Raw genomic sequence first — 21154 nt, 5'->3', positions numbered from 1 at the left:
CTTTCTCCCTAAAAGAATTCCGATGCCAGGGCATACTGATTTTGTTTGTAAAGAAAAAAGCGAGTGGTATAGGCAGGTTTAATGATTTGTTCATCCCCTAGTTGTGCTACATGGGCAAAGACATGAATAGGCACCTCTGGGTTGGGCAGTTGCTTAAATTCTTCACCTGACTCGAAGAGTTTCACCTGATGATCGATAGGCTTTTGGAAAGACGGTTAGAACTGGCTTTGTTGATACAGTTGGCTGACAGTCAGTCCTTCTTCCGGAATAGATCCTTTGGATACTCCAGACGTAGAACAAGCGCTTAAGACTAAACTAGCGCAAAGCATTATCAAAATGTTTTTGGTGATGGTAACCATAATCTAAAACCCTCCCTTGATGCTCTTTATCAATTGCTACGGTTTGACTGAAATGAAGACTGAGTTGATTAGGAATAAAATGCGAATTGACTTTAATACTGGCAGGGACAAAGACTATATCGAAACTGCCCTCAATTCTTTTTTCAAGCCAATCAGTGACTTTTTGGCTGCCTTCGTTAATGGCCCCGCCTGCTGCAAAATGAGAAAGATCACCTGAGGGTGTCGCGAGGGTTTTATCGCCTTCAGCTTGGTAACTCATTTGCCATTTAGATAAAGCTGTTCCTGTACCCTGGATACCTCCTGCGACCATAAGAGAGGTCAGGACTCGGGGAGCATTAGTAATGTATTGGCCTTTGATGCAAGGATTTCCGTATTGGGTTGTGAGATAACCAATGCTGTCATTATTGACTAATTCAGCTGAGCCTTTCATTTGCTCTTGACCCACGCTGACAAAATGCCCATCTTCAAAAACAAACAAAGCCGAGGTGATGTAAGCTCGTAGACAACTGATATTATCCAGAAAAGATCCTACGCCTATGCTAAAACCCATCACTTTCATGCCAATGATTTCATCGGGTAATTGCATTCCATTGGCCGTCATTAAATCCCCACGGCTAACAAGGGCAGTAAAGGGAAATAAGGGTTGCATTAATTTTCCATCAATTGGAACTTCCCCAATTAAGGCCGACAACAGCGTGACTTTGCTAAAATCACTGCCAGCCGGTATGGTATAGAATGGCGTTTTTTTCTGTTCTTCTAAATTTGTTTCATTTGGGTTTATATTAATTTGGTTTTCTTGCGGAATTTTATCGAGCAAGGAATCGAGAATTTTGATTTGACTTGATCTTTGTGTTGGACGCTCCTGGATAGGATACTGCGATTTATTTTCAGTCAGTGCGATAATCTGTTCTTTGAGTGAGAGTAGTTCATCCTCTAAAACATGGCTAGGTTCTACTTTAGGTTGTTTTAATTGTTTTTGTAGAGATTGATTTTCCTTGTGCATTTGTTCTAATTTTTTTTCTGTTTCCAATAATCGCGCCGAAACATCTCTGATATTGTCATTGAACTGACTGGCAATGGCTTCACCAAAATTATTGGGATTGGCTATATTGTCACTGGATGGGGTGCTTTGACGACTATTAATCGTAATAAGAATAACGGTTAATACTACCGATCCAGCCAAAATTTTAATGCCATTATTTTTATTCATCGGCTGAACCTCGCTTGTTGAGTTAAAGCTGCTGCGAAAGGTTGTTCGGAAACCAGAAATACCGTGGTGCTTTCATGTTGATCACGTGGTGCTATTTCATTTTTTGGATAAAAACTGGCGGTTTGCCAATGACCCAAGAGATTGGAAAAATGTAGATCTATTGGTTGGTTAAGCAAATTTTTGAGATCGACAGCAGTAATATAAAGATTTCCTCCACGCCAAGAAGCGAGTGGATGAGCTTCGATACTTGCACCATAAAACAAGGGAACTGTTTTATAAGTTTGCATTGGTGTTCGGTAAACACCTTCGGGAATTTCTCTGACACGTTCGGGTGAATACAGTGCTTGGATGGCGAAACGAGTTAACTGAATCGCGTTGTACTCATATTGGCTGGAATTTGGCTGATGGTCACTTTTAGGCTCATCAATTAGTATCTCAATGGGTGTGGAGTCAGCTATCTTCTCCTTTGCTTTCAGATTGAGAATAACCACATCTCCTGCAGGCAAAAGCTGCACAATCATACGACCATTTTCAAAAGCATCTTTAGCTTTTAGGTAAAGGCTTCCTTTAACTTTCAAAACATCCAAATTGGAATCTAATTGCTGATCGATAATCTTAATTTCTTTAGGAAATTGCACCAATCGTTCCTGATTAATGGGTAGTTCGATATTTAAAGGTACTTTCTCCCAAACCAGGTGCTCGCTATTTAAAGCGTAACTTAAGTTCATTAAACCAAGGCTTATAGATAAAAAGAAAGCTTTAGCGAGTCTCATGGTATTCCTCCGTGTCAACCAGTAAATCCTGTACACGCTCTTCAGGACGGGTATAGCCATCCAGTGCTAGTTGGAAAGGATTATGTAAACGAGAAAGATTCAGTTTGACTACCCGAAGACTGTAAGCCACTACTTTGTCGGCAATCACCATAGCGCTGTTGTCTTTAAGTCTTTGAGTAATACGAAGTACTAGTTTGACTTCCCAGGTATCTGGACCAATTTTTTTAATATCTTGCGGTTCCATAAATCGAAAAAGACTAGCTATCTGTGTGCGATCGAACAGCTGGGCATTTTTATAAGCCGCCAATGTTTCTCGCATCAATTGTTCATGCCGTGGAGTGAAGTAGTAGTGAAAAGCTTTTACATTGCGGGTAAATTCTTCTTTGCCTTGATTAGACCAGCTGTAAAGAGAAGGCATTAAAGAAGTAACAAAACCTTGTACATATTCATCAGGAACTTCACTCGCTTTCATTAAGCCACCATTGGCGGCCATATTAGGACTGAGCCAAAACTCATAATGCTTTGGCATCGTCATTAAACTAATGATTAGAGTTAAGACGATTACTGATAAAACACTCACAAAAGCCAGTAGCAAACGATTGTGATGATGCAGGCTATCTATTTTCTTCCAGTATTCAAACATGAGGCTCTCCTACCGATCTGTTCTTTTGCCATCGCCCTTGATAATTCATCCAGGGAGAATGTTTGAGCCTTAATTGCACCATCAACTGAATGGTTTTTTTCATTAGATAACCATAAGGTTTTCCCGCTTTAATGCGCGCTATACTCTTAGGCCATATGGTAATGGAAAGAATGAATCCCAGAATAAAACCGATACATCCACTAGCCAGAGGAAACCCTGCCATCGATCCTAAAAATACAAACAGCAAGGCAGTTGTCGGTGTGATTGTAATAACAATCCAAAACAACTCACGCAAACTTAAACCTTTCCAAGCTGGAAAATCATGCGAAAGATGGCGCGAAGAAGGCTGATTCATCGTTCTCTCCCTAGATTTTAAACTTGGTAATCATGGTGTATCCCACATAGCCAGACGCGATACTGATTGCTAAATAGGTAATGCCCATTACGGCAAAAGTACCGAAAGCAACCATTGAGCCCTCATTCTTTTTCGATTCTTCAATGCCGTGTTGTACTGTGGTAATGAATTTGATGAATGTGACAACTGCTGTTATAAAAAGCAGGAGTCCCAGACCTTGTTTAACGTAGTTTCCAGTCACCGACATCATGCTTTTAGACCCATCGCCAATGTTGTCTGCATCGGAAATTTTAGGGAACCAAGTGTCTGCCAGAACCATAGGGGCATATAACAGATTGATCGCACCGAGATAAATAGAGCGAAATATTGTTGTTTTCATGTTGTCTCCTTAACGAATAAAATTAAGATGAAGAGCATCAAGCCAATCACTAACCTGACGAGTCGGGAACCAAGGCGTACCAAATATCTCTGCTGTTGTTTCTCTTCTGCGTCCATCATGTGGTTTACCGACCACATCACCGCTAAAATCACCAGAGCTATGGCAATAAAACGGATACTTCCAGAAAAGACCTGAGCCGAGATGTTGTTGCTTGCTTGTTTGAAAGAAGTAGCAAATAGTCTGGCTATTTCGTCTTTGCTCATTAGGGTTTCCTCACAAAGTCCATTTCTAAGGCTTTAATTTTGCGAGGGGCAATCACGGGTTGATTGATGTAGTCAATCAAGCCATTGCGAATATTCAGCAAATCTTCTCTTAAACCGGCATGGTGTTGGCCTTGTGCATCTTCAAATCCTTCAATTTGTAATTGGATTCGCGCATTGGGGGTTATTTGCGCTTGAGCTTCATCAAGCAGAGGCATGATCGCGTTAATCTGATTAATGATTCGTACCAGAGTTTCATTTAAATCAGGGTTATTAGCCCAGCTGTGCAGACTTATCATCATTAGGGTAAGGCAAAGTATTTGTTTCATGTCTTCTCTCCCTATAAATACTTTTTGAAGCGACTGGCGGTCATCGCCATCATTAAGCCCATCAATAAACTGATAGGTACAAAGATGTACGCAGGCGTAACACTAAGAGGTAGGGCAAGCCAGAGCATCAGTAAAATCACGAGCAGTTTTTTTAAATAGTGATTGAGTCTATGGAAGACATAAGAGGATTCACGGCCTAAACAAGCTGTGCGTATTGCTCTTTGATTTAAGCCATCAACAAGACCTACAATCATAGAGAGTGCAAACAAAGGAATAGCAGCAAATAAAATAATGAGTTTGATTAGCAGGCATTGACTGCTTATTAAAACTAACTGAAAAAATTGTTGTGATTTTTCAAGTAAATCCGCCGCGAAGTCATTAATGGCTAATTTATTTAAGTAAGGAATAGTCAATGCCCAGCCTGGTTTAATTTCAAACGGTAAAGCTGAAAGTAATGAACCTTGATAGACGGGTGTAATGGCTTCTCTTTGAGTATTAGCCAAGGTATTTACCGTATCCAATGCGAATGGATAACCATGAAGCAACCACTGACTAACAGCCCAGATGATCAGTGCCAACCATCCTAAGAAAAGAACTAGGGTCAATTGAAGGGACATTCGTTTAGAATATTGCTTTACTGCCATACGGCCCCCTCAGCAATGATTAAGGGGTAATGCTGTTCGTTGATGTAGTTCAGCAGTGGATCTACATTGATTGGTAATAGAGGTAATTTAAACTTCTCTTGTAAGGCTACAATGGTTTCAAAGTTATTTATATTGGTAATGAACCCAGTAGCCTGTAGGGATTTTAATTGTTCTTGATGTTCCTCCAGCCATGTATAAGATTCATTATCTGCACCTATGATAAATAAAGCCATATTTAAGAGATTTGAATCTATTTTTTTACGGTGTACTTTCCCCACAGTGGCTTTGCTTTTTGCGGGTACACCGATTGGACTAGATAGATTAAGTCTTAAAGAAGCATCGTTTTGTGATAGGGTTAACGGAATCACATTCATGCTATGAACGTTTAAGCTGACTAGAAGCAAGAGCAAAATTTTAGTCATTAAAATCTCCCTAAATCGACGATTTGTGAGGTTTTACCGTTGGCTAGTAAAAGCAGGGGTGTTTGTTTTTGATCTAGTTTTAAAGTTTCATATTGTTGGTTCCCTGGATTAAGTGTGATTTGCTGACCTGTCACCAGGTTGACGGGAATTTGATGTTTGTTGGCCCAAAGTTGAATGGCCTCTCTGTCCATATCCAGAAAAAGCAGATTGAGTCGTGTGTTAGGTGTATGGTTAACGGCATCAATGAGTTGCAACAAAATTGTGGTGACAGCGTCATCGAGTCGTATAAAAAAATAAAGCGTTTCACCTTCTTTTAATTGAATGGGTTGATGTGCATAAGGCGAATAGGGGGATGGATCGAAATCGCCCACAACCGGTACATCTTTAAATAGGTGGTTATAGGCTTTATAAAAAGCATTGTTCCAGGCTATATTTTGCGCCACCTTTTGGGCTTCTTGAAGGGCTGCAAGTTTCGCAAAATGCTCGCGTTCAGCATCGTCTCTGGCATTTAGCCCAAGAACATCAACAGGTGTCATGCGTAGGTCTTTGTAGTAGATACTGCTTCGGCTTTCCATTAAGAGCAGATAGCGTTTTTCTTCCGATTCACTTAATCCCCAAGCTTTAGCTTCCTGTTTTTGCACGTTATTTAGTTGAAAATCTTTGGCTTCCATGACTTCATCATGAAATTCAGTTAAACCTGCTTTCGCAAGTGCATTTTCAGTATTTTGAATGGGGGGAGTGGCAATATTGGGGATGTATAAGCCAGCAATCGCTTGTTGTCCCAGAAGTAGACCAATCATCAAGGTGGATAGTTTAAACATGTTTCACCTCTTGATTTAGGTGAATTAGTACATGTGCTTTTTCAGCATTTTCAAATTCTATCGTTTGTTTAGCAAAATCAATCTCAAAGACTGTCCAGCCAGCCAAGGAATCGCCTTTTTCCAGTGCTTGGGTTTTATAGTGGTAGGTAACTGATGCAACAGAAATTTCTTGAATACTGTCTATGCTCAACACACTGAAGGGTAATTGACTGGCAGGGAGCATTTTGACTGGTTGTTTTTTCTCATCAAGATGTCGCAATAGATCAGTAATGCCTTCGAGTTGTTGCTTAATAGCGACTTGCTCGGTTGTGAATAGGTCGCCTAGTTGATGAGCATCTTTGTTTTGTAGTTTCTGAATGAACTCTCCCAATTGTCTGAGGTTTTGTGTGACAGGCGATAAATCCAGTTGTTCTACAGGCTGGCTGAGTTGATTTTGTATGGTAGATAATCGCTCGTTAAGTGAATTAAATTCTTTGCTATCCACTGATGAGTGATTTTTTATACACACAAACACAACCAATAAAGCATTTAACAGGAGTAGACTGAGCCATTTAACATCCCAATATTTTTTCATCCTGCTCTCCTTGCAATCAGAATAAAATTGATTTCCCTTAATAGGTCATCCTGTTTGAGATTGAATAACTGCTGACCGACTAGTACTGTCAGGCCATGAGCTATCGTTAAAGGACCTAAATTTCTACTCACTTGCGGTAGGGGTTGTTGAAATACTTGTTGCAGGCTTTTGCTTTGTCTTTCTTTAGGAGCAAGGTGATAGCCTGAATAAAGCAGCCAGTAGTTCACTGCTTCACCTATGGTTTGTACGGATGCTGGAAAATGAATCTGTTGAACGGTTTTCAATGGATTAATTTGAGCTGCCAGAGGTTGGTTATTAACAGTGGCATAGCGACTAATTTGCGTAATATTTGCTGCCTGAATGTGTACGCTGCATAAGACTAAACAACTTATTACTGTTTTTCTAATCATGATCACCTCTAGAATTTTGCATATCTTTAGTCTTATTTCGTATCTCTTGAGCCAGAGCATGTCGTTCCACAGCTTTACGAATGAAGAGTTCTTTGCGCTCCACATCAACATGCTTTGGGGCTTCTATCCCAATTTTGATAAGACCTTCATTTTCAGAGATCAGCAGGATTTTGATTTTTCCCCTATCAATGTAAATTTCCTCACCAATACGACGAATTACAGTCAGCATGATTGTTTTTCCTTAGAGTTACTTAAAAGGCTTTCTTTCATTTTGTTGATATGGAGTTGGACGATTTTGGGATCGGTGGGGGTATGCATTTCCTTTTTCTTTTGTAATGCGTCTTGACGAGCTTGGATGCTCTTTTTGATGGTCAAGCAGTATTCATAGAAAAGAGGTAGTGAAGGGGGAAAATGCTGAATTTTTTTAGTTTTTTCCAAAGCAAGTTTCAAAACTTGATTATCAAATTCTTGTAAACTGTCAGACCATTCCAGTCTTGCAATATCGAGTACTTTTGCGTTGTTATATGCAGATAGCCATAAGTACCCGTATATAGCATTGAAGCGTGCAAAGAGAGTATCAATACGCTTATCGCTTACGGGTGGTTGTCCCGAATTGAATGACGTTGCTTCCGATTTCTGGGATAGGGTCGTCTTCAAAGTCGAAGCTGAAGCTTGCGTCTTTGCAGGATTCAGCGAGGATATCTGCTGCTGATTTTCTGCGAGAACTTGTTTGATGGTGTGCATTCGATTGCTCCTGAGTTCTTAAGGGTAATAATTCATCGTTCCAACATTTTTGGGCTAACCAATTAGCGGGAAATTTCCATTTCGGAACCCACTCTCCAGCGATTTCTATTTCTTCTCGGTTTTGAATTTGGGCTTTAAGGGCATCAATTATCTGAGAAAACAAATCATCGTCAGGGCGTAACTTAAATAACTCCTGATATGCTCTGGTCTCATCTTGCTTCTGTGGATAAAGAGACCAAAATTTTTGAAATTGTTGCTGCACACACACATACATATCTTTGGAGTTATGAGGTATGTCGGGTTTAATGTTTTGTACCGTGTTGGGTTTTTGGTAATTTTTACCGTAACCTGATGATTTAGAAGTACTTTTAGCGGTCTGGTTTGTGTTGGGTTGATGTGTCGGGTTTGTGTCGGGTTTATTTTGAGCAGACAAATCCGAATTAGCTAAAAGACATTTTAAAATAAGTTGTTTTCCAAAAGACTGAATCTCAACAAGTCCCGCTCTTTCTAAAGCATATATGATTCGACGAAGTTGTTGTCGACTTGGACTTCCAGAGTATTCAAACCCCTGATGTGGTTCCACATACAAGATTTCAGATAAAGATTGATAGCTAATTCTTCGTTTAACACCCACTAAAAACGTTTCACGATCCATGTAAGGACGAATTCCCAGCAGGTATGCTGATTGCTGAATATAGGGCAATCCTATTAATGCCGATAATTCACAAGTATTAAAAAACAAAAATCCCATTATCTAATTCATCCTAGGTAAGCTGACTAAAAAATCAGCTATTGCAATATCAAACAGTATCAATTAGTATCAATCAATAACACGAAATGTGTTCTTAATAACCCATTGTAAATAAGCACTTTTTAGTGTCAATGGGGTATATTCCAACTGATATCAATTGAACCTAAATGAACCTAAATGAACTTGAAAAAAATTATTGGTAGTAGGATTACTCAAGCTAGAAAAGCAAATGAATTAACAATTAAGGTCCTGGCTGAGAGAACAGGGTTAGGTGCTGCTAGGATTGGAAATTGGGAACAGGGCACTCGATGTCCTGGGCCAGCGGAGGCTAAGATTTTGTCACGGGAGTTACGAGTTGCAGCATCTTGGTTGCTGTGTTTGACAGATAATCCTAGAGGAGAATTTTTAGACCAGATTGTTCTAATATTAAATAATTAAAAATTCATTATTATTTAAATTTTCTTTTATACTAAATATTGCCTGTATTGTAATTCTCTATTGGAAAGGAGGGTATTTTGACTCTACCACCTTTTGATAAAAGTATATATTGGAAAGAATATCAAATAGAGACTCCTTGCTTCAGATTAACCTCTTTAGAAAAAGCAGATATGTCCCCATATCTAACACATATTACAGGAAGGAATGAGATATTAAATATTTTAAAGGGTCCAAAGAAAAATAAAGGGCTTTTAAAGGCCGCTTTACCAGAAGTCAGTAAAAGTAAATGGTATGACCAAGCAATAGTTTGTTTTACAGAGACTCCACTTTTTGCCCTCGATGCTTTTAGATATTTATCCTATCACCGGTGGCAAAAAGATTGGCGTTTTGGCATTGGATTCTCCAAAGAGAAATTGGTAAACAAAAATGTTAGACCAGTTTTATATGTGGATAGCGCTATCATCGCTAAAATGAAAGAATTAGAGAATAGTTTGCCTTCAGATCCTGAGGAGAGGGATAGAAATAATGGCCCTCGGCTGGCAAATGAATTGATTTTACTTATTAAGCCTCTAATTTTTCCCTTATTAGAGAATGAGGAAAAACAGGGGTTCATGTGGGAGCGTGAATGGAGGTATGGAAATTTAGGCGATTTTGAGTTCGATTATAATGATATTGAAATTATTTGCTGTCCTAAAGAAGAGCGGGAAGCAATTGCTAATATTTTAGGAGATGCTATAGAGAATATTAACTTTATTGAGACATGGACTCAGTATGATGCAATTAAAAAATTTTTAAAAAGCCGAGAACCTTGTTGGGAAGAAAAAATAAGAAAATGTGAAAAAGAGGAGCTTGATAAATTAAAAATTGAATTAAAGGTTGAATTACATAAACTTACAGCCTATAAAGAATATATTTTGACTTTGCAAAAAGAAGAGAATGGTATACAAGAGCAAATTAATCGATTATCTAGTGAAATCGTGGGGATAGAACGAATCATATCTGAATTGATTGAAAAAAATTGATTAATTGATAGTGCATTCGAAAGTATAATATTTTTTATGATTTACATGCAAAGTTTATGGAATAAAAAAATAGTTGAAACATATCAGTCTTCCTGATTTATTTTTAATTTTTATTAACAAAGTTAATAAAAAATAACATCATAAAAATATAATAATGTCCGAGTAAATTGCGTAAATTATGAAAAATATATTGATATAAGAAGAACTTTATTAACAATCATTTTATTATCATGGGTTAATAAAAAATTTAATAAAGAGAAAAAATTTTTTGCAAAATATGAAAAATTAAAAACGCAATATTTTTGATAAAAAGCTCCTAATTTAAATATTTTTAACTTTGTGGTCTAGCTATCAATCAATCTATGAATTTTTGTTTTGCAGTTGAATAATATAGTTAATAATCGCAGAGCAGGTTATTGCTATAAATAATGCATCATGATATGTAAGATCTCCAGCTTCATCTTTGTTTGCATGTCGAACACCGCCTTTATCAGAGGCAAAGCCATAAATTTTCTTAATTGCCTCTTGTAATGTATTAGGAAGCTTTAAATTTGGATTTTGTGCTAATTTACCAAGGGTTCCATTTGGTTTTTTAGTAATAATCTTTGCAAGAGCTTCAACAGCTGATACTGATTCTTTAACACAATTTTTAAAATCAGGGGCAAGCCTATTCGATAGAAAGCCAATTGCTTTATTAATATGTTCATTAACTTGCCAGTATGGGCTAGTTAAAGAGCACTCTAATGATTCAATTTCTTTTTGGCTTATTATTTCTACGATTGCTGTATCAACAAATCTATAAGCTGAGTTTTCCTGTTCAAGAATCTGATTACAATCAAATATAAAAGATTTCTTATTAGACAAATTTTTTGCAAAAAACTCTAGTAAGTCATAAATTTTTTCCCAAGATAAATTGAAGAACTCTAATTTAATTCTTTTGATAAATCTATCCGGATCATAAGGAAACATGTCCATTTGTAAGAAAAAGAAATCCCCCCAACATTGTTTAGTTATTTTCTCAAATTCTTTGCTCCAATGGTCATGATCATAGCCTGTTATTTCAGGGATTATTTGATTTGTAAAAAGAGTATAAATTAGACTCCATAATCTGTTTTTTAACTGATCATTTATTTCATTTTTCTGTAATGGCTTTGTTATCAATCCATTTCTTTCTGAAAAACCACTCATTTTATTTTATCCTTTGAAGTAAGAGTACATTAATCATTATGTTTAATAGTTTTTGATAATTTTTTGGATTAATTTATCCTGTGAAGCCAATTGTTTTTTATCAAAGTTGCATCCCTTTTTTAGGCAATTTTTTGGTCAATAATAAAATCCATTCTTATCAGCTACTTGGCTAGTTTGAGAATTGAGATATTTTTTACGAGTATGTTTAATGTTCATCAATATGAAAGAACATATTACTAAAGTAAAAACCAGAATAAATGGCGATGATGCTATTCCCGTTTTTGTAACAATTAGTAACGAAAGAAGAGGAGCCAGACCAGCTGATAAACTTGCTGCAGTAGAATATAGAATTGATAAAACTGTACAGCGTAATTTGATAGGAAACATTTCAGACAATATTACTGGAACGGTAGCGTAATAAGCGCCAGCAGGTATTGCAATCAACGAGTGTCCCAATATTAGTTTGTATAAGTTATTGCCAGATAATGTATAAAAAAATGGTTGGGAAAAAATTAGAAATCCTACACTTGCATAAATAACAATTTTTTCTCGATTTATTTTATCAGATAGCTTTCCTACTAAGGGAAATACAGTTAGTAGCACAGTTAATGAAATAATGTTTGAGACAAGAATTTCATAGTCTAAAAAATTTCCATATAGATGTGCCTGCATAGGACCATAGATATAAATCTGAAAAGTGGTCGTAACGCCAAGACAGCTTAAAACAAATGCATAGACTGATTGTATTCTATTATTTTTAATATAGTTGGCTGACTCAGTTAGCAAATTTTTAAATTTCGGTTTAGGTCTTTCAGCATAATACATGATGTACTCCATGCTCTCAGGTATATATAAACGAATGTATAAACCTATTGAAGAACCTAAAAGTGCAATGATAAAAGGCATGCGCCAAATGAGCCAGTCATATTCTGGATGGTTATTTGTACAATAGGTGACTCCGAGTGCTACAAATGATGCTATCAGCATTCCTGACATCGTGCCAAAAGAAGCCCAGCTACCTGAGAAGCCTCTTTTTGAGGCTTCAGCATTTTCAACAAGATAAGCAGATGAATTTAAATATTCAGCTCCACAGGAAAAACTTTGAATGATTCTTAGCATTAGCAAAATTATAACTGCGGATATTCCTACGATGGAATTAGAAGGAACAAGACCTATTAAGCTAGTTGATATACCCATACTTAGAATGGAAGTGGCTAGAATTATTTTTCTGCCGTAGATATCCGACAATAATCCCATAACCATTGCGCCTAATGGTCTAGCTAAATATCCGGCAAAAAAGGTTAAAAAGACAAGCAATAAACCCTTAGTAGCATCACCAATCAAGAATTTAGCAATATAAACCGAGAGTAAACCACAAATAGCCATATCAAACGATTCGATTAGGTTGCCTAGTGTACCTGCCAGGATGATGCGGGTTTGATGCTTCATATAACTAGCCCTTACTTAATAATTCCGATCTTGTAATAAGTGAGTTTTTATCTTCAACATGGTCAATGAATAAGAATCCATTTAAGTGATCAATTTCGTGTTGAAGAATACGTGCTTCAAGACCAAAAGCTTTTTTGATAATGCGGTTGCCGTCCACGTCAAATCCTGAGTATTCAATTTCCATGGCTCTAGGAACCTCTCCCATCCACTCACCACAGTTAAGACATCCTTCATATCCTATTTGAATTTCTTCGGAGAGAATTTTTAATGACGGGTTTATTAAAGCAGTATCAGGAATAGGATACTCTGGTTTTCTGCGTTTGGTATAGTTGCTGCTAAATACAATAACTCGTTTGCTAATTCCTATTTGTGGAGCGGCCACACCTACAGCACCTTTTTCAGCCATGAGAGCAAACATTTCATCTACAAGCCTTTTAAGAGATTCACTTCCAAATTCTGTTTCAGCAACTGGCTCTGCTATTTGTCGCAAAATAGGATTATCTTTATCCAGTAGTGTGTTCATGATTCACCTGATTGTTAATTATTAATTCGAGTTTGGATTCTGATACTAAGCATTTTTTTTCGTCCGGAAAGGGTATCGCGCTTCTAATATCTCTTAGACAATACTTGCTCATGGCTAATAATCTTGCGCAAAGAATTGGAGCTTTATTTTGGATATTAGGATTTATCCGCTTAAACCCGAAAGAGAGAACTGCTCTATACTTTTCGTATTCCATCGGAATTGATATGCCTTCTACCAAATTAGGTTCTTGTTGTTTATGTTTTCTTAAAGATACAGAATATTCGCTGTTCGAAAACTCACTCCATAATTTGGCTTCATGTTGATAAATGAATTCAGGTTGATAACTACCATCGTACTGCCACAGTCCTTTTTCAATCAAATTTTGCTCTATAGAGGGTTTTGAAGATAAAAAAAATATAACACCACTTTTATTAATTAAAGCAATCGCAAAGTAGTCTGTTTCCTGTTGCCCAAGCACAGTTGAAAAGAGTTTTCGCAAAGTAGCGAAGTGCTCAAAAAGAAAGATCTTAGCTCGAGGGTGAAGCCTAATTTTAAATTCATTAACATCCATATCGAAAGACTTCTTAAAGAGCATTACTGTATTTTTTTCGTTTTTCGTCGTATGAAGAAATAGAACTAATGGCCAAGTCGATGATTTTTATTAAATTGTCTTCTGAAGTGTCAATGCTCTGAATTTCTCTGATTAATCCTAGAACAAAATCTGCGTAATCATCATTACTCCCGGGGGAAATGGGGTAGAGATGATGGCTTTGTTTCAATATGTAATGAAGTAAGGTTTCGTCTATTTCTTTTTTGATAGGAACATGCTCCTCTTTCCCAAAGAGTAACCACCCTGGGCTTACTTGTAGATGAGAGGCTATCTGTTTGATTTTTTCATAATCTGGAAGGGCGTCGCCACGGATATATCGACGACAGATTTGCTCTGAGGCTCCAGTAAAATCTGCCAACGTTTTGATACAGATGCCATTTGGTGAACGAGAAGCAGTATGTCCTTTTTCTTTTAAAGTTTGAATCAAACGCTTAGCAAACGATTGATAGTCTTGTTTACTCATCACAAAATCCTTTTTTAAAGAGTTACGAAAAAAAAATTATCATATCAAACGATATCAATTAATTTCAAATAATATCATATGAAAAATTTCTTTAAAATCAGTATTGATAATAATTTTAATACCGTATTAATATTTGTTTCGCAGAATGGCTTTAATGGTGATTTTGCTTTTATTTGGACTTTAATACATATGTTTCTACAGGAGTATATCGTATGTTTTACGATCAGAAGATTTCTATTTACAAGGGAATGATCCAATATTTGCTGGATTCAACAGATTATTCTCTCTCACGCATTGCTAATTTATCCAATTCTCCCGTTGCTCACTTGCAATTGATCCATCGTCACAGCCGATTACCCAAAGAAAACAGTAAGGTAGAAATTAATTTATTGAAACTGTTTACAACGGTTATTGATATGGAGCTCAAAGGCGAATGGAAAGCACGGTTGCAACTTAAATAACGAAAGAAATGGAGATTATTCAATGAGCGAACCTGTTGATTATCCTGTTACACAACAATTCTTCTTTATCCATGATGTGGAAAGAATGATTGGCAAAGATCGGCTGACTTTAAGGCGCTGGTGGACCAATGGAGATTTTCCCAAGCCAGTTAAATTAAGTGCAAAAACTATTGCTTGGCATAAGGATGTGATTGAAGAGTGGATAAAAAAGATTAGATGATTGCCAAATTCAGGGAAAAGAGATGAGCAAATATTTGTTACCAAGATTAATACGACTAAGAGATGCCCCAGGGTATTTAGGTATGGATAGGCACAGATTTAATGAAGAAGTTCGCCCAAATATCATGGAAATACCAATTGGTAATCAAGGAGTAGCTTTTGATCGGCTTGATTTAGATGCCTGGGTGGATGATTATATACACTGTAGTGGTCGTCCTGCGGTAACCAAGCAAAGGAGTTTGGAACAATGGGACGAAAAAAATCGCCAGGTCTCTTTAAAAGAGGGGAGTATTGGCATATCGATAAAGCGGTCTTTGGATGCAGAATTCGAGAAAGCACTGGTACGGGCAACCTCGAAGAAGCAGAAAAGTACTTTGCAAAACGTATCGAAGAAGTAAGGCAGGCGAGTGTGTTTGGGGTAAGGCCTAAACGCACATTTATGGAAGCAGCCATTAAATTTTTGGATGAGAACCAACATAAGCGAAGCATTGATTCTGATGCAGGACGATTACGAGTTCTTGTGCAGTATATTGGTAAAATGCCTTTAGATTCAATTCATATGGGTGCTTTGCAGCCGTTTATTGATGGTCGACGTAAGGATCAGGTTAAAACAAGAACGATTAACCATGGTTTAAAAATTGTTCGTCGAATCTCTAATCTAGCTGCAACAGAGTGGATTGATGAATATGGGTTGACTTGGTTGCTTAATGCACCAAAAATCAAATTATTGCCTGAGGATGATTTACGTAAACCCTATCCGTTGAGTTGGGATGAGCAACATCGGCTCTTTGCTGAGCTCCCTCCGCATTTGGAACAAATGGCTTTATTTGCTGTTAATACTGGATGTCGAGAGAGTGAAGTGTGTCATCTTCGGTGGGATTGGGAAATTAAGATCCCTGAGTTGTCGCACTTGATGGTGTTTATTATCCCTCCTGAATTGGTTAAAAATGGTGAAGAGCGCTTAGTAGTCTGTAATCAAACGGCGAAATCGGTAGTTGAAAGACAGAGAGGGAAGCATGAACAGTTTGTGTTTACCTTCAAAGGCAATCCGATAACCCGTATGAATAATACAGGTTGGAAAGAGGCTCGTAAGAAAGCTGGTTTAGATTTTGTGCGTGTTCATGATCTGAAACATACTTTTGGCAGGCGATTACGTTCTGTTGGAGTGAGTTTTGAGGATAGACAAGACCTGTTAGGACATCGATCAGGTCGTATCACCACACACTATTCATCAGCTGAATTGCAGAATCTATATGAAGCTGGAAATAAGGTTTGCGAAAAGCAGCAAAGTGGGGTGGTGCTTACGTTGCTTCGCAATCCAAATAATAGAAAAGAAAGAGATACAAACCCAAACCGTAAGGTTATTAGTTTATGAGTTTGTGTCGATTGTGCCCCACAAAATCCCCACAATGGATTTTAGGGGGTGGAGATAGTCAATTGTAACTTATTGATTTTAAACGTTTAAATTGGTGGGCCCACTAGGACTTGAACCTAGGACCAACGGATTATGAGCCATCGACATCAAAAGTAATATCTTGATTATATTAACAATTTTGCTGCATAACAACCACTGCAAATATCCTATTATGGCGTACTATGTCGTACTCAAATACGCAAATCTCACGCGAGGTTTTTCTGGTTAATATTTGTGCTTCTGTATGTCTGATGAACCAATTTTTAACTTTTTCCTACCTCGGTCGGTAAGAACATACATTCAATATTGATCTTGGGTTGTTTAACTCGGGTTTCTATTTTGCTCAATTTTGGACTATACATATTCATTGTATTATCCATGAAAACGAGACTGTCTCTTTCGATGATAAATTACTGCACACTTGAAATAAATCGCAACGATATTACAATCTATTATCAAGCAAAAATTTGGTATCCATAAAATCAACGAGCATACTGCAGACAGCCTCACTTCATAGACTCAAGCTAAGTTTTACAATTCCAATTAAGCTTTTAATCCGTTGACTTCCAATAATTTATTGACGAATATGTTTCTGATTTTTAAGGAAGTCAAGTTTATAAATAATTAAGGAGGTTATAAACGTAATCCGCATCTCAAAAAATAAGCGCGCCACCGGAGTGCAGCAAACACAACACAATGGCGCTACCACTTAAACCTGGATCAGAGGCTAAAATGGGTAATATAAGATTAACCGTTCATCCGCTTTCACGCAATGATATTGCTATACTTGCAAATCTTTTTGAAGCATCGTTTGACTATTACATTCATCATAACTCACCATTTTTTATCGATTATCTCCGAAATCTAAGGACTTTAATTGGCTTAGGCTACACAGCAATCCTTGCAGACGGAGCATTGTTGTCTGTTTATCAGCGGTACTTAGATAATTTTATCGAGCAAAAAATAGGAAACTTCCGCGAGAGACAACAGAATAAATTGCTAATTGCACTTTCTACTGCAGAAATGATTGGGTCTGCGGTGATAAGTTTTAGTGCGCTTAAATTTCCTCAATATTACGATGATTTTATTGAGGCGCTTTATTATACAATCGTTAGAAATCCAGAAATTATAGATTACAAAAAAGACGCTGAGCGTATTTTTAATCAGTTGAAAGGCAGTAGATGGTAGTAACAATAAAAAACACCGATGAGAAAAGCATCGGTGTTTAAGTGAGAGATTTGGTTTATCCAATAACTTTACACTTAATTATTCAGTTTTAAGTAAGCGTATCGCAATTTATTTTCTCTGCACATTGCAACAAAAACTGCCTTTCCATGAGTTGCAAATCACATTGTGCTTGCATTAATTGCTTTTTCCTCCACGATAACTCGAGGATTTGATTATCAATTGCAGCAAGCCGATGCTTTAATAAGGATTTCCATTCTTCAATGGTTGGCAGTTTTTTTGGTGGAAAATGAGTCAACTGTTGCCTCAATAAGGAAAGGGTATTTCCTTTCTCTGTTTGATGGCAAGTGAGTTCAGGTCGCCCATAGGCTTCCACCATATGCAAATCACCAATCACATGGGAAGGATTAAGCAAAAAATAACGGTTGATACTGCTTATTTCATGGTCGACTTGGATTTTATCAACGTATAGCCAGTCTGTCTCGCGCTTTTCTTTGATTAAGAAAACCATATCCACAGTGACTTTTGCATCAGCAAAGAGATTATCTGGTAGGCGATAGGCAGCTAATAGCGAACCACCTTCTTGATGAATTATTTCTCTTGCATGCTCTTGACGATTATCTAAGAAATAACGTGGCAAGACCATAGCAAGAATGCCTCCTGGTGCTAAAAACCGCATGCACTTAGCCACAAAATAATGGTGAATGCGTAAAGATGCTATGTCGGTATGCTTTTCATCCATCACTCGCTCACGTCCATAAGGTGGATTGCCGATGATTAAATCAAAGGTCATTTGTGGTTGGTAATGTTCAAATCCACCTTGATGTAATTGCACATCAGGGTATAAAGCACTAAGCAACCGGCAACTGACGTCATCTAATTCAACAGCAAAGGTTTTTCCTTTCTTAAGCAATGCAGGCATTAACTCAAAAAAGAGGCCATGACCTGCACTGGGTTCTAATACCGTATGGAAAGACTTATCGAGCAAGGCCAAACAATCATAAATAAACTGAACTAACTCAGGCGGTGTATAATAAGCACTGGTTAAGGTTTTTTTAATACTGATGATAGCTTGTTCTGACAAGGACTTTTTTAACACACGATAAACATCTGGAGTATAGACAGCCTCTCGCAGACCACCCCAACCCGTGTAGTGTTTAAGTATTTCCAGATTAGGATTTTTTTTGTGAAGCTCAGCAATAGCATCCAGATTTTGTTGAACACGTTGAACGTTAAATGCTTCTTTGATCATTGTTGCTCCTTAAGAGGAGGAACAAGTTCCCTAATCGGGAACTTTGTCCCGGTAGGGTTGGCTGGTTAACTTGATGAATTAATCTAATAAAGGATCTCGTAGAGTAAGCATTGCAATTAAGTTGCTATGAAAATTTTCGATAATTTCCGCAATTTTCACTTAGTGCATAATTGTTAAACGGCTCCCAAACGACTAATTCCTCATGCTCTCGAGCATCCTCCTGATTAAGATAGGCAATTAATGACTCATAGGACAGTGTAGGCCATTCACTTAAAAAAGTTGCCACCGCAAACCACTGATAATTATTCATCGATGGATTAGCTGATTGATCCATATTTTCTGTAGCTACATCGGTCATTTTTTATTCTCCATAAAGGAAGGAGAACAAATCCGCAGGGGATTTGCTCCCCTGCGGGTGATAGTTAATAACTCGTTGTGTTTTGTTCTATCATCGATTTGATATAAGACAAATACTCGTCGGCAACTGAAAGCGTTGTCTCTGGTATTTCGGTGGGTTTAGTCCTATCCAACAATTGCATGGTTTTCACCACAATGTTTGTTGAATAACGCTCAACCCCCGCTTTATCAATCCAATGTTGCGTACGCAGCCTCCCTTCAATAAACACATAACTCCCTTTCTTCAAAAGTGAAGTGACATTCGCTAATCTTCCAAAAAAGACCAAGTTATGCCATTCAGTGATGACTTCACGTTGATTATTTTTGAAAAAAGGCTCATTAGTGGCTAAAGAAGCAAAGGCAATCGGCTGCCCTTCTTTGGTGGTGAGCACCTTGGGCTCTTGTCCAACAAAACCTAAAAGCTGAATGCGATTTAATGCTGCCATTTAATTTCTCCATTAAGTTTTAAATAAAATGCCTAATGGATAAATTTCGCTTCGCGGAAAATATCCGCTAGGCGGTGATAACAACAGTACAGCGCGTTTGAAGAAGAGCATTCAAACCGTTTTTAGGCTAATTGAGAAGAGCCTTTGAGGTGTTTTGCAATAATGAGGCGTAGATTTTTTCTCGCTAATTCTAGATTGCTTATTTCTTCAGGGGTTAACTTATCGTTTTCGTAAAGTTCCCTAATGCTTTTAAACAAGTCAAAAAAAGCGAAATCGACTTTGCAGTCATTTTGCAAGCTTTCGAGGCAAATTGATTTCTGCTGCATTATTTCTCCAAAAAAGAAAGGGGAAATACTTGCTCCCAAGGGAAAAGATATTTTCCCCGTGGGTTAAGTTAGTCTTAATCTTAACGATTAATGACCAAGGCGAAAAAGAGCTGCAAGATAAGTTGCTATTGAAAATCCAACGGTAATGATTGTCGCAATAGCCCAACGACGACTAGTTGCAATTTCACCCATCAGATTTTCATAGACGCGATCACTACGGTCGCGACCTTCTTTTAGCTCTGCTTTTAGTGCGCTATGGTGAGCATCAAATTCTCGGCGCTGATTTGCAAGTGCCTTTTCTTGCTCATCAAATACCTCTTTAAGTGCTTTCTCATGCTCGTCAAACACTCCTTTGATAGACTCACTCAACATACTATTCACCTCACTGATGCTATACACATTCTGAATTTCAACCTCAGTCAGGACAGACACCAATGCTTCTGCTGGCCTGGTTGGAAACCCTCTGGCTTTTAACATCTTAGCATACTTTAAACTATCGATTTGTATACGCACGGCTATTTCTCCTTACGAAACTGAAGAAACAGTCGCTAATGCTGACTATCACTTCAGCACTAGCACACGCAACTCACTAACTCCATAGTTATTGAATAACCCAAATTGTTAAAGAACAAAAAACAAAAGGGATTGCCTAGACAGCAACGAATTCAAAAACGGGTTTAAAACAAAATTGTTTTAATAGAGTTCCATCAGAATTGATGGCTAGTAAGCTACTAAGGATTCCTGACTAAACGTTCTGCCACAAGATTTAGGAACGAGGGTGGCTATTCACAAGACCGTTTCCGGTTTCACCAGATTTCACTGGCTCATCAGTTGTGTTCTTCTCAGTATAACAAGGTAAAAAGGTAAATCAATAGGGTCTCCAGTTTGTTATTAAATGATACGATTTGAAATAGCATCAGAACTATTTTAGCTGCCTATAATTTAATAAAGTAAATTAATCTTGCTAAATTAATAAGCAATCTTTTAAATCTTGGTAGAACAAGGAATTAGATAAGCTATTAACAAGGTTATTCACAAAAGTTGTGGATAATTTATTTCTTTGCTGATTATTAACACATAGTTTTAAT

31 protein-coding genes and 1 pseudogene are annotated in these 21154 nt (G+C 37.5%); 6 read left to right on the top strand and 26 right to left on the bottom strand.

Annotated elements, in window-relative coordinates:
* Positions 1-8: 8 nt before the first annotated feature.
* The 16 genes and pseudogenes from B5D33_RS17005 to B5D33_RS14670 all read right to left on the bottom strand — a co-directional run bounded on the left by B5D33_RS17005 (position 9) and on the right by B5D33_RS14670 (position 8674).
* Positions 9-359: pseudogene (locus tag B5D33_RS17005) on the bottom strand (TIGR03751 family conjugal transfer lipoprotein).
* On the bottom strand, positions 316-1569 hold the full coding sequence (locus B5D33_RS14740) for a TIGR03752 family integrating conjugative element protein (protein ID WP_058452857.1): 1254 nt from the start codon (positions 1567-1569) through the stop codon (positions 316-318). Before B5D33_RS14740 ends, B5D33_RS17005 begins: the two are co-directional and overlap by 44 nt.
* Positions 1566-2342 carry a TIGR03749 family integrating conjugative element protein gene (locus B5D33_RS14735; protein ID WP_058452858.1) on the bottom strand — a complete coding sequence of 259 codons (777 nt, stop codon included), beginning with the start codon at positions 2340-2342 and terminating at the stop codon, positions 1566-1568. The genes B5D33_RS14740 and B5D33_RS14735 overlap by 4 nt, the downstream gene beginning before the upstream one ends.
* Entirely contained in the window at positions 2329-2985 is a 657-nt protein-coding gene (locus B5D33_RS14730) for a DUF2895 family protein (RefSeq protein ID WP_058452859.1), read from the bottom strand. Before B5D33_RS14730 ends, B5D33_RS14735 begins: the two co-directional genes overlap by 14 nt.
* Positions 2978-3340 carry a TIGR03750 family conjugal transfer protein gene (locus B5D33_RS14725; protein WP_058452860.1) on the bottom strand — a complete coding sequence of 121 codons (363 nt, stop codon included), beginning with the start codon at positions 3338-3340 and terminating at the stop codon, positions 2978-2980. Before B5D33_RS14725 ends, B5D33_RS14730 begins: the two co-directional genes overlap by 8 nt.
* Before the next feature lie 10 nt (positions 3341-3350).
* Positions 3351-3719, bottom strand: coding sequence for a hypothetical protein (locus B5D33_RS14720; RefSeq protein ID WP_058452861.1), 369 nt, complete (start codon positions 3717-3719; stop codon positions 3351-3353).
* A complete protein-coding gene (locus B5D33_RS14715; protein WP_058452862.1) occupies positions 3716-3982 on the bottom strand; it encodes a hypothetical protein in 267 nt (88 codons plus the stop codon). Before B5D33_RS14715 ends, B5D33_RS14720 begins: the two co-directional genes overlap by 4 nt.
* On the bottom strand, positions 3982-4308 hold the full coding sequence (locus B5D33_RS14710) for an RAQPRD family integrative conjugative element protein (RefSeq protein ID WP_058452863.1): 327 nt from the start codon (positions 4306-4308) through the stop codon (positions 3982-3984). Before B5D33_RS14710 ends, B5D33_RS14715 begins: the two co-directional genes overlap by 1 nt.
* 11 nt (positions 4309-4319) lie before the next feature.
* Entirely contained in the window at positions 4320-4952 is a 633-nt protein-coding gene (locus tag B5D33_RS14705; protein WP_058452864.1) for a TIGR03747 family integrating conjugative element membrane protein, read from the bottom strand.
* Positions 4943-5374, bottom strand: coding sequence for a PFL_4695 family integrating conjugative element protein (locus B5D33_RS14700; protein WP_058452865.1), 432 nt, complete (start codon positions 5372-5374; stop codon positions 4943-4945). Before B5D33_RS14700 ends, B5D33_RS14705 begins: the two co-directional genes overlap by 10 nt.
* The gene (locus B5D33_RS14695; protein WP_058452866.1) at positions 5374-6195 is read right to left on the bottom strand and encodes a TIGR03759 family integrating conjugative element protein; all 822 of its coding nucleotides are present in this window, start codon (positions 6193-6195) and stop codon (positions 5374-5376) included. The genes B5D33_RS14700 and B5D33_RS14695 overlap by 1 nt, the downstream gene beginning before the upstream one ends.
* Complete coding sequence (locus B5D33_RS14690) at positions 6188-6769, bottom strand: hypothetical protein (RefSeq protein ID WP_058452867.1); 582 nt, start codon at positions 6767-6769, stop codon at positions 6188-6190. Before B5D33_RS14690 ends, B5D33_RS14695 begins: the two co-directional genes overlap by 8 nt.
* On the bottom strand, positions 6766-7179 hold the full coding sequence (gene pilL2, locus B5D33_RS14685; RefSeq protein WP_058452868.1) for a PFGI-1 class ICE element type IV pilus protein PilL2: 414 nt from the start codon (positions 7177-7179) through the stop codon (positions 6766-6768). The genes B5D33_RS14690 and pilL2 overlap by 4 nt, the downstream gene beginning before the upstream one ends.
* Positions 7172-7408, bottom strand: coding sequence for a carbon storage regulator (locus B5D33_RS14680; RefSeq protein ID WP_058452869.1), 237 nt, complete (start codon positions 7406-7408; stop codon positions 7172-7174). The genes pilL2 and B5D33_RS14680 overlap by 8 nt, the downstream gene beginning before the upstream one ends.
* Positions 7402-7836 carry a hypothetical protein gene (locus B5D33_RS14675; RefSeq protein WP_234802524.1) on the bottom strand — a complete coding sequence of 145 codons (435 nt, stop codon included), beginning with the start codon at positions 7834-7836 and terminating at the stop codon, positions 7402-7404. The genes B5D33_RS14680 and B5D33_RS14675 overlap by 7 nt, the downstream gene beginning before the upstream one ends.
* Positions 7766-8674 (bottom strand): hypothetical protein, encoded by a 909-nt coding sequence (locus B5D33_RS14670; protein ID WP_058452870.1) that lies wholly within the window; start codon positions 8672-8674, stop codon positions 7766-7768. Before B5D33_RS14670 ends, B5D33_RS14675 begins: the two co-directional genes overlap by 71 nt.
* 177 nt (positions 8675-8851) lie before the next feature.
* Between B5D33_RS14670 and B5D33_RS14665 the strand changes: the two genes are divergently transcribed.
* A complete protein-coding gene (locus B5D33_RS14665) occupies positions 8852-9112 on the top strand; it encodes a helix-turn-helix domain-containing protein (protein WP_058452871.1) in 261 nt (86 codons plus the stop codon).
* 77 nt (positions 9113-9189) lie between these two features.
* Positions 9190-10134: a hypothetical protein gene (locus B5D33_RS14660; protein ID WP_058452872.1), complete on the top strand. Its 945-nt coding sequence runs from the start codon at positions 9190-9192 to the stop codon at positions 10132-10134.
* Between the two features lie 360 nt (positions 10135-10494).
* Here B5D33_RS14660 and B5D33_RS14655 read toward each other — a convergent pair whose 3' ends face one another.
* The 5 genes from B5D33_RS14655 to B5D33_RS14635 form a co-directional block, all read right to left on the bottom strand.
* A complete protein-coding gene (locus tag B5D33_RS14655; protein WP_058452873.1) occupies positions 10495-11322 on the bottom strand; it encodes an AbiJ-NTD4 domain-containing protein in 828 nt (275 codons plus the stop codon).
* Positions 11323-11457: 135 nt separating this feature from the next.
* Entirely contained in the window at positions 11458-12771 is a 1314-nt protein-coding gene (locus tag B5D33_RS14650; protein ID WP_058452874.1) for an MFS transporter, read from the bottom strand.
* Positions 12772-12775: 4 nt separating this feature from the next.
* Positions 12776-13294 carry a peptide deformylase gene (gene def, locus B5D33_RS14645; protein WP_058452875.1) on the bottom strand — a complete coding sequence of 173 codons (519 nt, stop codon included), beginning with the start codon at positions 13292-13294 and terminating at the stop codon, positions 12776-12778.
* Positions 13275-13865: a hypothetical protein gene (locus B5D33_RS14640; RefSeq protein ID WP_058452876.1), complete on the bottom strand. Its 591-nt coding sequence runs from the start codon at positions 13863-13865 to the stop codon at positions 13275-13277. The genes def and B5D33_RS14640 overlap by 20 nt, the downstream gene beginning before the upstream one ends.
* 13 nt (positions 13866-13878) lie before the next feature.
* Positions 13879-14367, bottom strand: a complete 489-nt coding sequence (locus B5D33_RS14635; protein WP_058452877.1) for a helix-turn-helix domain-containing protein — start codon at positions 14365-14367, stop codon at positions 13879-13881.
* Positions 14368-14579: 212 nt separating this feature from the next.
* Between B5D33_RS14635 and B5D33_RS14630 the strand changes: the two genes are divergently transcribed.
* The 4 genes from B5D33_RS14630 to B5D33_RS14610 all read left to right on the top strand — a co-directional run bounded on the left by B5D33_RS14630 (position 14580) and on the right by B5D33_RS14610 (position 17649).
* Positions 14580-14828: a hypothetical protein gene (locus tag B5D33_RS14630; RefSeq protein WP_058452878.1), complete on the top strand. Its 249-nt coding sequence runs from the start codon at positions 14580-14582 to the stop codon at positions 14826-14828.
* A 22-nt stretch (positions 14829-14850) separates the two neighbouring features.
* Positions 14851-15048: a helix-turn-helix transcriptional regulator gene (locus tag B5D33_RS14625; protein WP_058452879.1), complete on the top strand. Its 198-nt coding sequence runs from the start codon at positions 14851-14853 to the stop codon at positions 15046-15048.
* A 246-nt stretch (positions 15049-15294) separates the two neighbouring features.
* Positions 15295-16422, top strand: coding sequence for a tyrosine-type recombinase/integrase (locus B5D33_RS14615; protein ID WP_174223985.1), 1128 nt, complete (start codon positions 15295-15297; stop codon positions 16420-16422).
* A gap of 771 nt (positions 16423-17193) precedes the next feature.
* Complete coding sequence (locus B5D33_RS14610) at positions 17194-17649, top strand: hypothetical protein (RefSeq protein ID WP_133140981.1); 456 nt, start codon at positions 17194-17196, stop codon at positions 17647-17649.
* Between the two features lie 88 nt (positions 17650-17737).
* Here B5D33_RS14610 and B5D33_RS14605 read toward each other — a convergent pair whose 3' ends face one another.
* The 5 genes from B5D33_RS14605 to B5D33_RS14585 form a co-directional block, all read right to left on the bottom strand.
* Entirely contained in the window at positions 17738-18898 is a 1161-nt protein-coding gene (locus B5D33_RS14605; RefSeq protein WP_058452883.1) for an Eco57I restriction-modification methylase domain-containing protein, read from the bottom strand.
* A gap of 124 nt (positions 18899-19022) precedes the next feature.
* A complete protein-coding gene (locus B5D33_RS14600) occupies positions 19023-19256 on the bottom strand; it encodes a hypothetical protein (protein ID WP_058452884.1) in 234 nt (77 codons plus the stop codon).
* A 64-nt stretch (positions 19257-19320) separates the two neighbouring features.
* Positions 19321-19740, bottom strand: coding sequence for a single-stranded DNA-binding protein (locus B5D33_RS14595; RefSeq protein ID WP_058452885.1), 420 nt, complete (start codon positions 19738-19740; stop codon positions 19321-19323).
* A gap of 122 nt (positions 19741-19862) precedes the next feature.
* A complete protein-coding gene (locus B5D33_RS14590; RefSeq protein ID WP_058452886.1) occupies positions 19863-20066 on the bottom strand; it encodes a hypothetical protein in 204 nt (67 codons plus the stop codon).
* An 87-nt stretch (positions 20067-20153) separates the two neighbouring features.
* Complete coding sequence (locus B5D33_RS14585) at positions 20154-20579, bottom strand: hypothetical protein (RefSeq protein ID WP_058452887.1); 426 nt, start codon at positions 20577-20579, stop codon at positions 20154-20156.
* Positions 20580-21154: the final 575 nt, after the last annotated feature.

Origin of the sequence: Legionella maceachernii, assembly GCF_900167045.1 — a bacterium.
In the GTDB taxonomy this organism is placed as follows: Bacteria; Pseudomonadota; Gammaproteobacteria; order Legionellales; family Legionellaceae; genus Tatlockia; species Tatlockia maceachernii.
The sequence above is the reverse complement of the archived record's forward strand: the minus strand, read 5'-3'. Positions and strand labels throughout refer to the sequence as shown.

Excerpts from the sequence above, each read along its gene's own strand:
- B5D33_RS14635 (WP_058452877.1), bottom strand. The coding sequence starts at position 14,367 with ATGAGTAAACAAGACTATCAATCGTTTGCTAAGCGTTTGATTCAAACT.
- B5D33_RS14690 (WP_058452867.1), bottom strand. The coding sequence starts at position 6,769 with ATGAAAAAATATTGGGATGTTAAATGGCTCAGTCTACTCCTGTTAAAT.
- B5D33_RS14715 (WP_058452862.1), bottom strand. The coding sequence starts at position 3,982 with ATGAGCAAAGACGAAATAGCCAGACTATTTGCTACTTCTTTCAAACAA.
- B5D33_RS14740 (WP_058452857.1), bottom strand. The coding sequence starts at position 1,569 with ATGAATAAAAATAATGGCATTAAAATTTTGGCTGGATCGGTAGTATTA.
- B5D33_RS14630 (WP_058452878.1), top strand. The coding sequence starts at position 14,580 with ATGTTTTACGATCAGAAGATTTCTATTTACAAGGGAATGATCCAATAT.
- B5D33_RS14595 (WP_058452885.1), bottom strand. The coding sequence starts at position 19,740 with ATGGCAGCATTAAATCGCATTCAGCTTTTAGGTTTTGTTGGACAAGAG.
- B5D33_RS14670 (WP_058452870.1), bottom strand. The coding sequence starts at position 8,674 with ATGGGATTTTTGTTTTTTAATACTTGTGAATTATCGGCATTAATAGGA.
- pilL2 (WP_058452868.1), bottom strand. The coding sequence starts at position 7,179 with ATGATTAGAAAAACAGTAATAAGTTGTTTAGTCTTATGCAGCGTACAC.
- B5D33_RS14725 (WP_058452860.1), bottom strand. The coding sequence starts at position 3,340 with ATGAATCAGCCTTCTTCGCGCCATCTTTCGCATGATTTTCCAGCTTGG.
- B5D33_RS14695 (WP_058452866.1), bottom strand. The coding sequence starts at position 6,195 with ATGTTTAAACTATCCACCTTGATGATTGGTCTACTTCTGGGACAACAA.
- def (WP_058452875.1), bottom strand. The coding sequence starts at position 13,294 with ATGAACACACTACTGGATAAAGATAATCCTATTTTGCGACAAATAGCA.
- B5D33_RS14735 (WP_058452858.1), bottom strand. The coding sequence starts at position 2,342 with ATGAGACTCGCTAAAGCTTTCTTTTTATCTATAAGCCTTGGTTTAATG.
- B5D33_RS14640 (WP_058452876.1), bottom strand. The coding sequence starts at position 13,865 with ATGGATGTTAATGAATTTAAAATTAGGCTTCACCCTCGAGCTAAGATC.
- B5D33_RS14600 (WP_058452884.1), bottom strand. The coding sequence starts at position 19,256 with ATGACCGATGTAGCTACAGAAAATATGGATCAATCAGCTAATCCATCG.
- B5D33_RS14710 (WP_058452863.1), bottom strand. The coding sequence starts at position 4,308 with ATGAAACAAATACTTTGCCTTACCCTAATGATGATAAGTCTGCACAGC.
- B5D33_RS14610 (WP_133140981.1), top strand. The coding sequence starts at position 17,194 with ATGGGTAATATAAGATTAACCGTTCATCCGCTTTCACGCAATGATATT.
- B5D33_RS14680 (WP_058452869.1), bottom strand. The coding sequence starts at position 7,408 with ATGCTGACTGTAATTCGTCGTATTGGTGAGGAAATTTACATTGATAGG.
- B5D33_RS14615 (WP_174223985.1), top strand. The coding sequence starts at position 15,295 with ATGGGACGAAAAAAATCGCCAGGTCTCTTTAAAAGAGGGGAGTATTGG.
- B5D33_RS14590 (WP_058452886.1), bottom strand. The coding sequence starts at position 20,066 with ATGCAGCAGAAATCAATTTGCCTCGAAAGCTTGCAAAATGACTGCAAA.
- B5D33_RS14720 (WP_058452861.1), bottom strand. The coding sequence starts at position 3,719 with ATGAAAACAACAATATTTCGCTCTATTTATCTCGGTGCGATCAATCTG.
- B5D33_RS14700 (WP_058452865.1), bottom strand. The coding sequence starts at position 5,374 with ATGACTAAAATTTTGCTCTTGCTTCTAGTCAGCTTAAACGTTCATAGC.
- B5D33_RS14705 (WP_058452864.1), bottom strand. The coding sequence starts at position 4,952 with ATGGCAGTAAAGCAATATTCTAAACGAATGTCCCTTCAATTGACCCTA.
- B5D33_RS14730 (WP_058452859.1), bottom strand. The coding sequence starts at position 2,985 with ATGTTTGAATACTGGAAGAAAATAGATAGCCTGCATCATCACAATCGT.
- B5D33_RS14625 (WP_058452879.1), top strand. The coding sequence starts at position 14,851 with ATGAGCGAACCTGTTGATTATCCTGTTACACAACAATTCTTCTTTATC.
- B5D33_RS14665 (WP_058452871.1), top strand. The coding sequence starts at position 8,852 with ATGAACTTGAAAAAAATTATTGGTAGTAGGATTACTCAAGCTAGAAAA.
- B5D33_RS14650 (WP_058452874.1), bottom strand. The coding sequence starts at position 12,771 with ATGAAGCATCAAACCCGCATCATCCTGGCAGGTACACTAGGCAACCTA.
- B5D33_RS14605 (WP_058452883.1), bottom strand. The coding sequence starts at position 18,898 with ATGATCAAAGAAGCATTTAACGTTCAACGTGTTCAACAAAATCTGGAT.
- B5D33_RS14655 (WP_058452873.1), bottom strand. The coding sequence starts at position 11,322 with ATGAGTGGTTTTTCAGAAAGAAATGGATTGATAACAAAGCCATTACAG.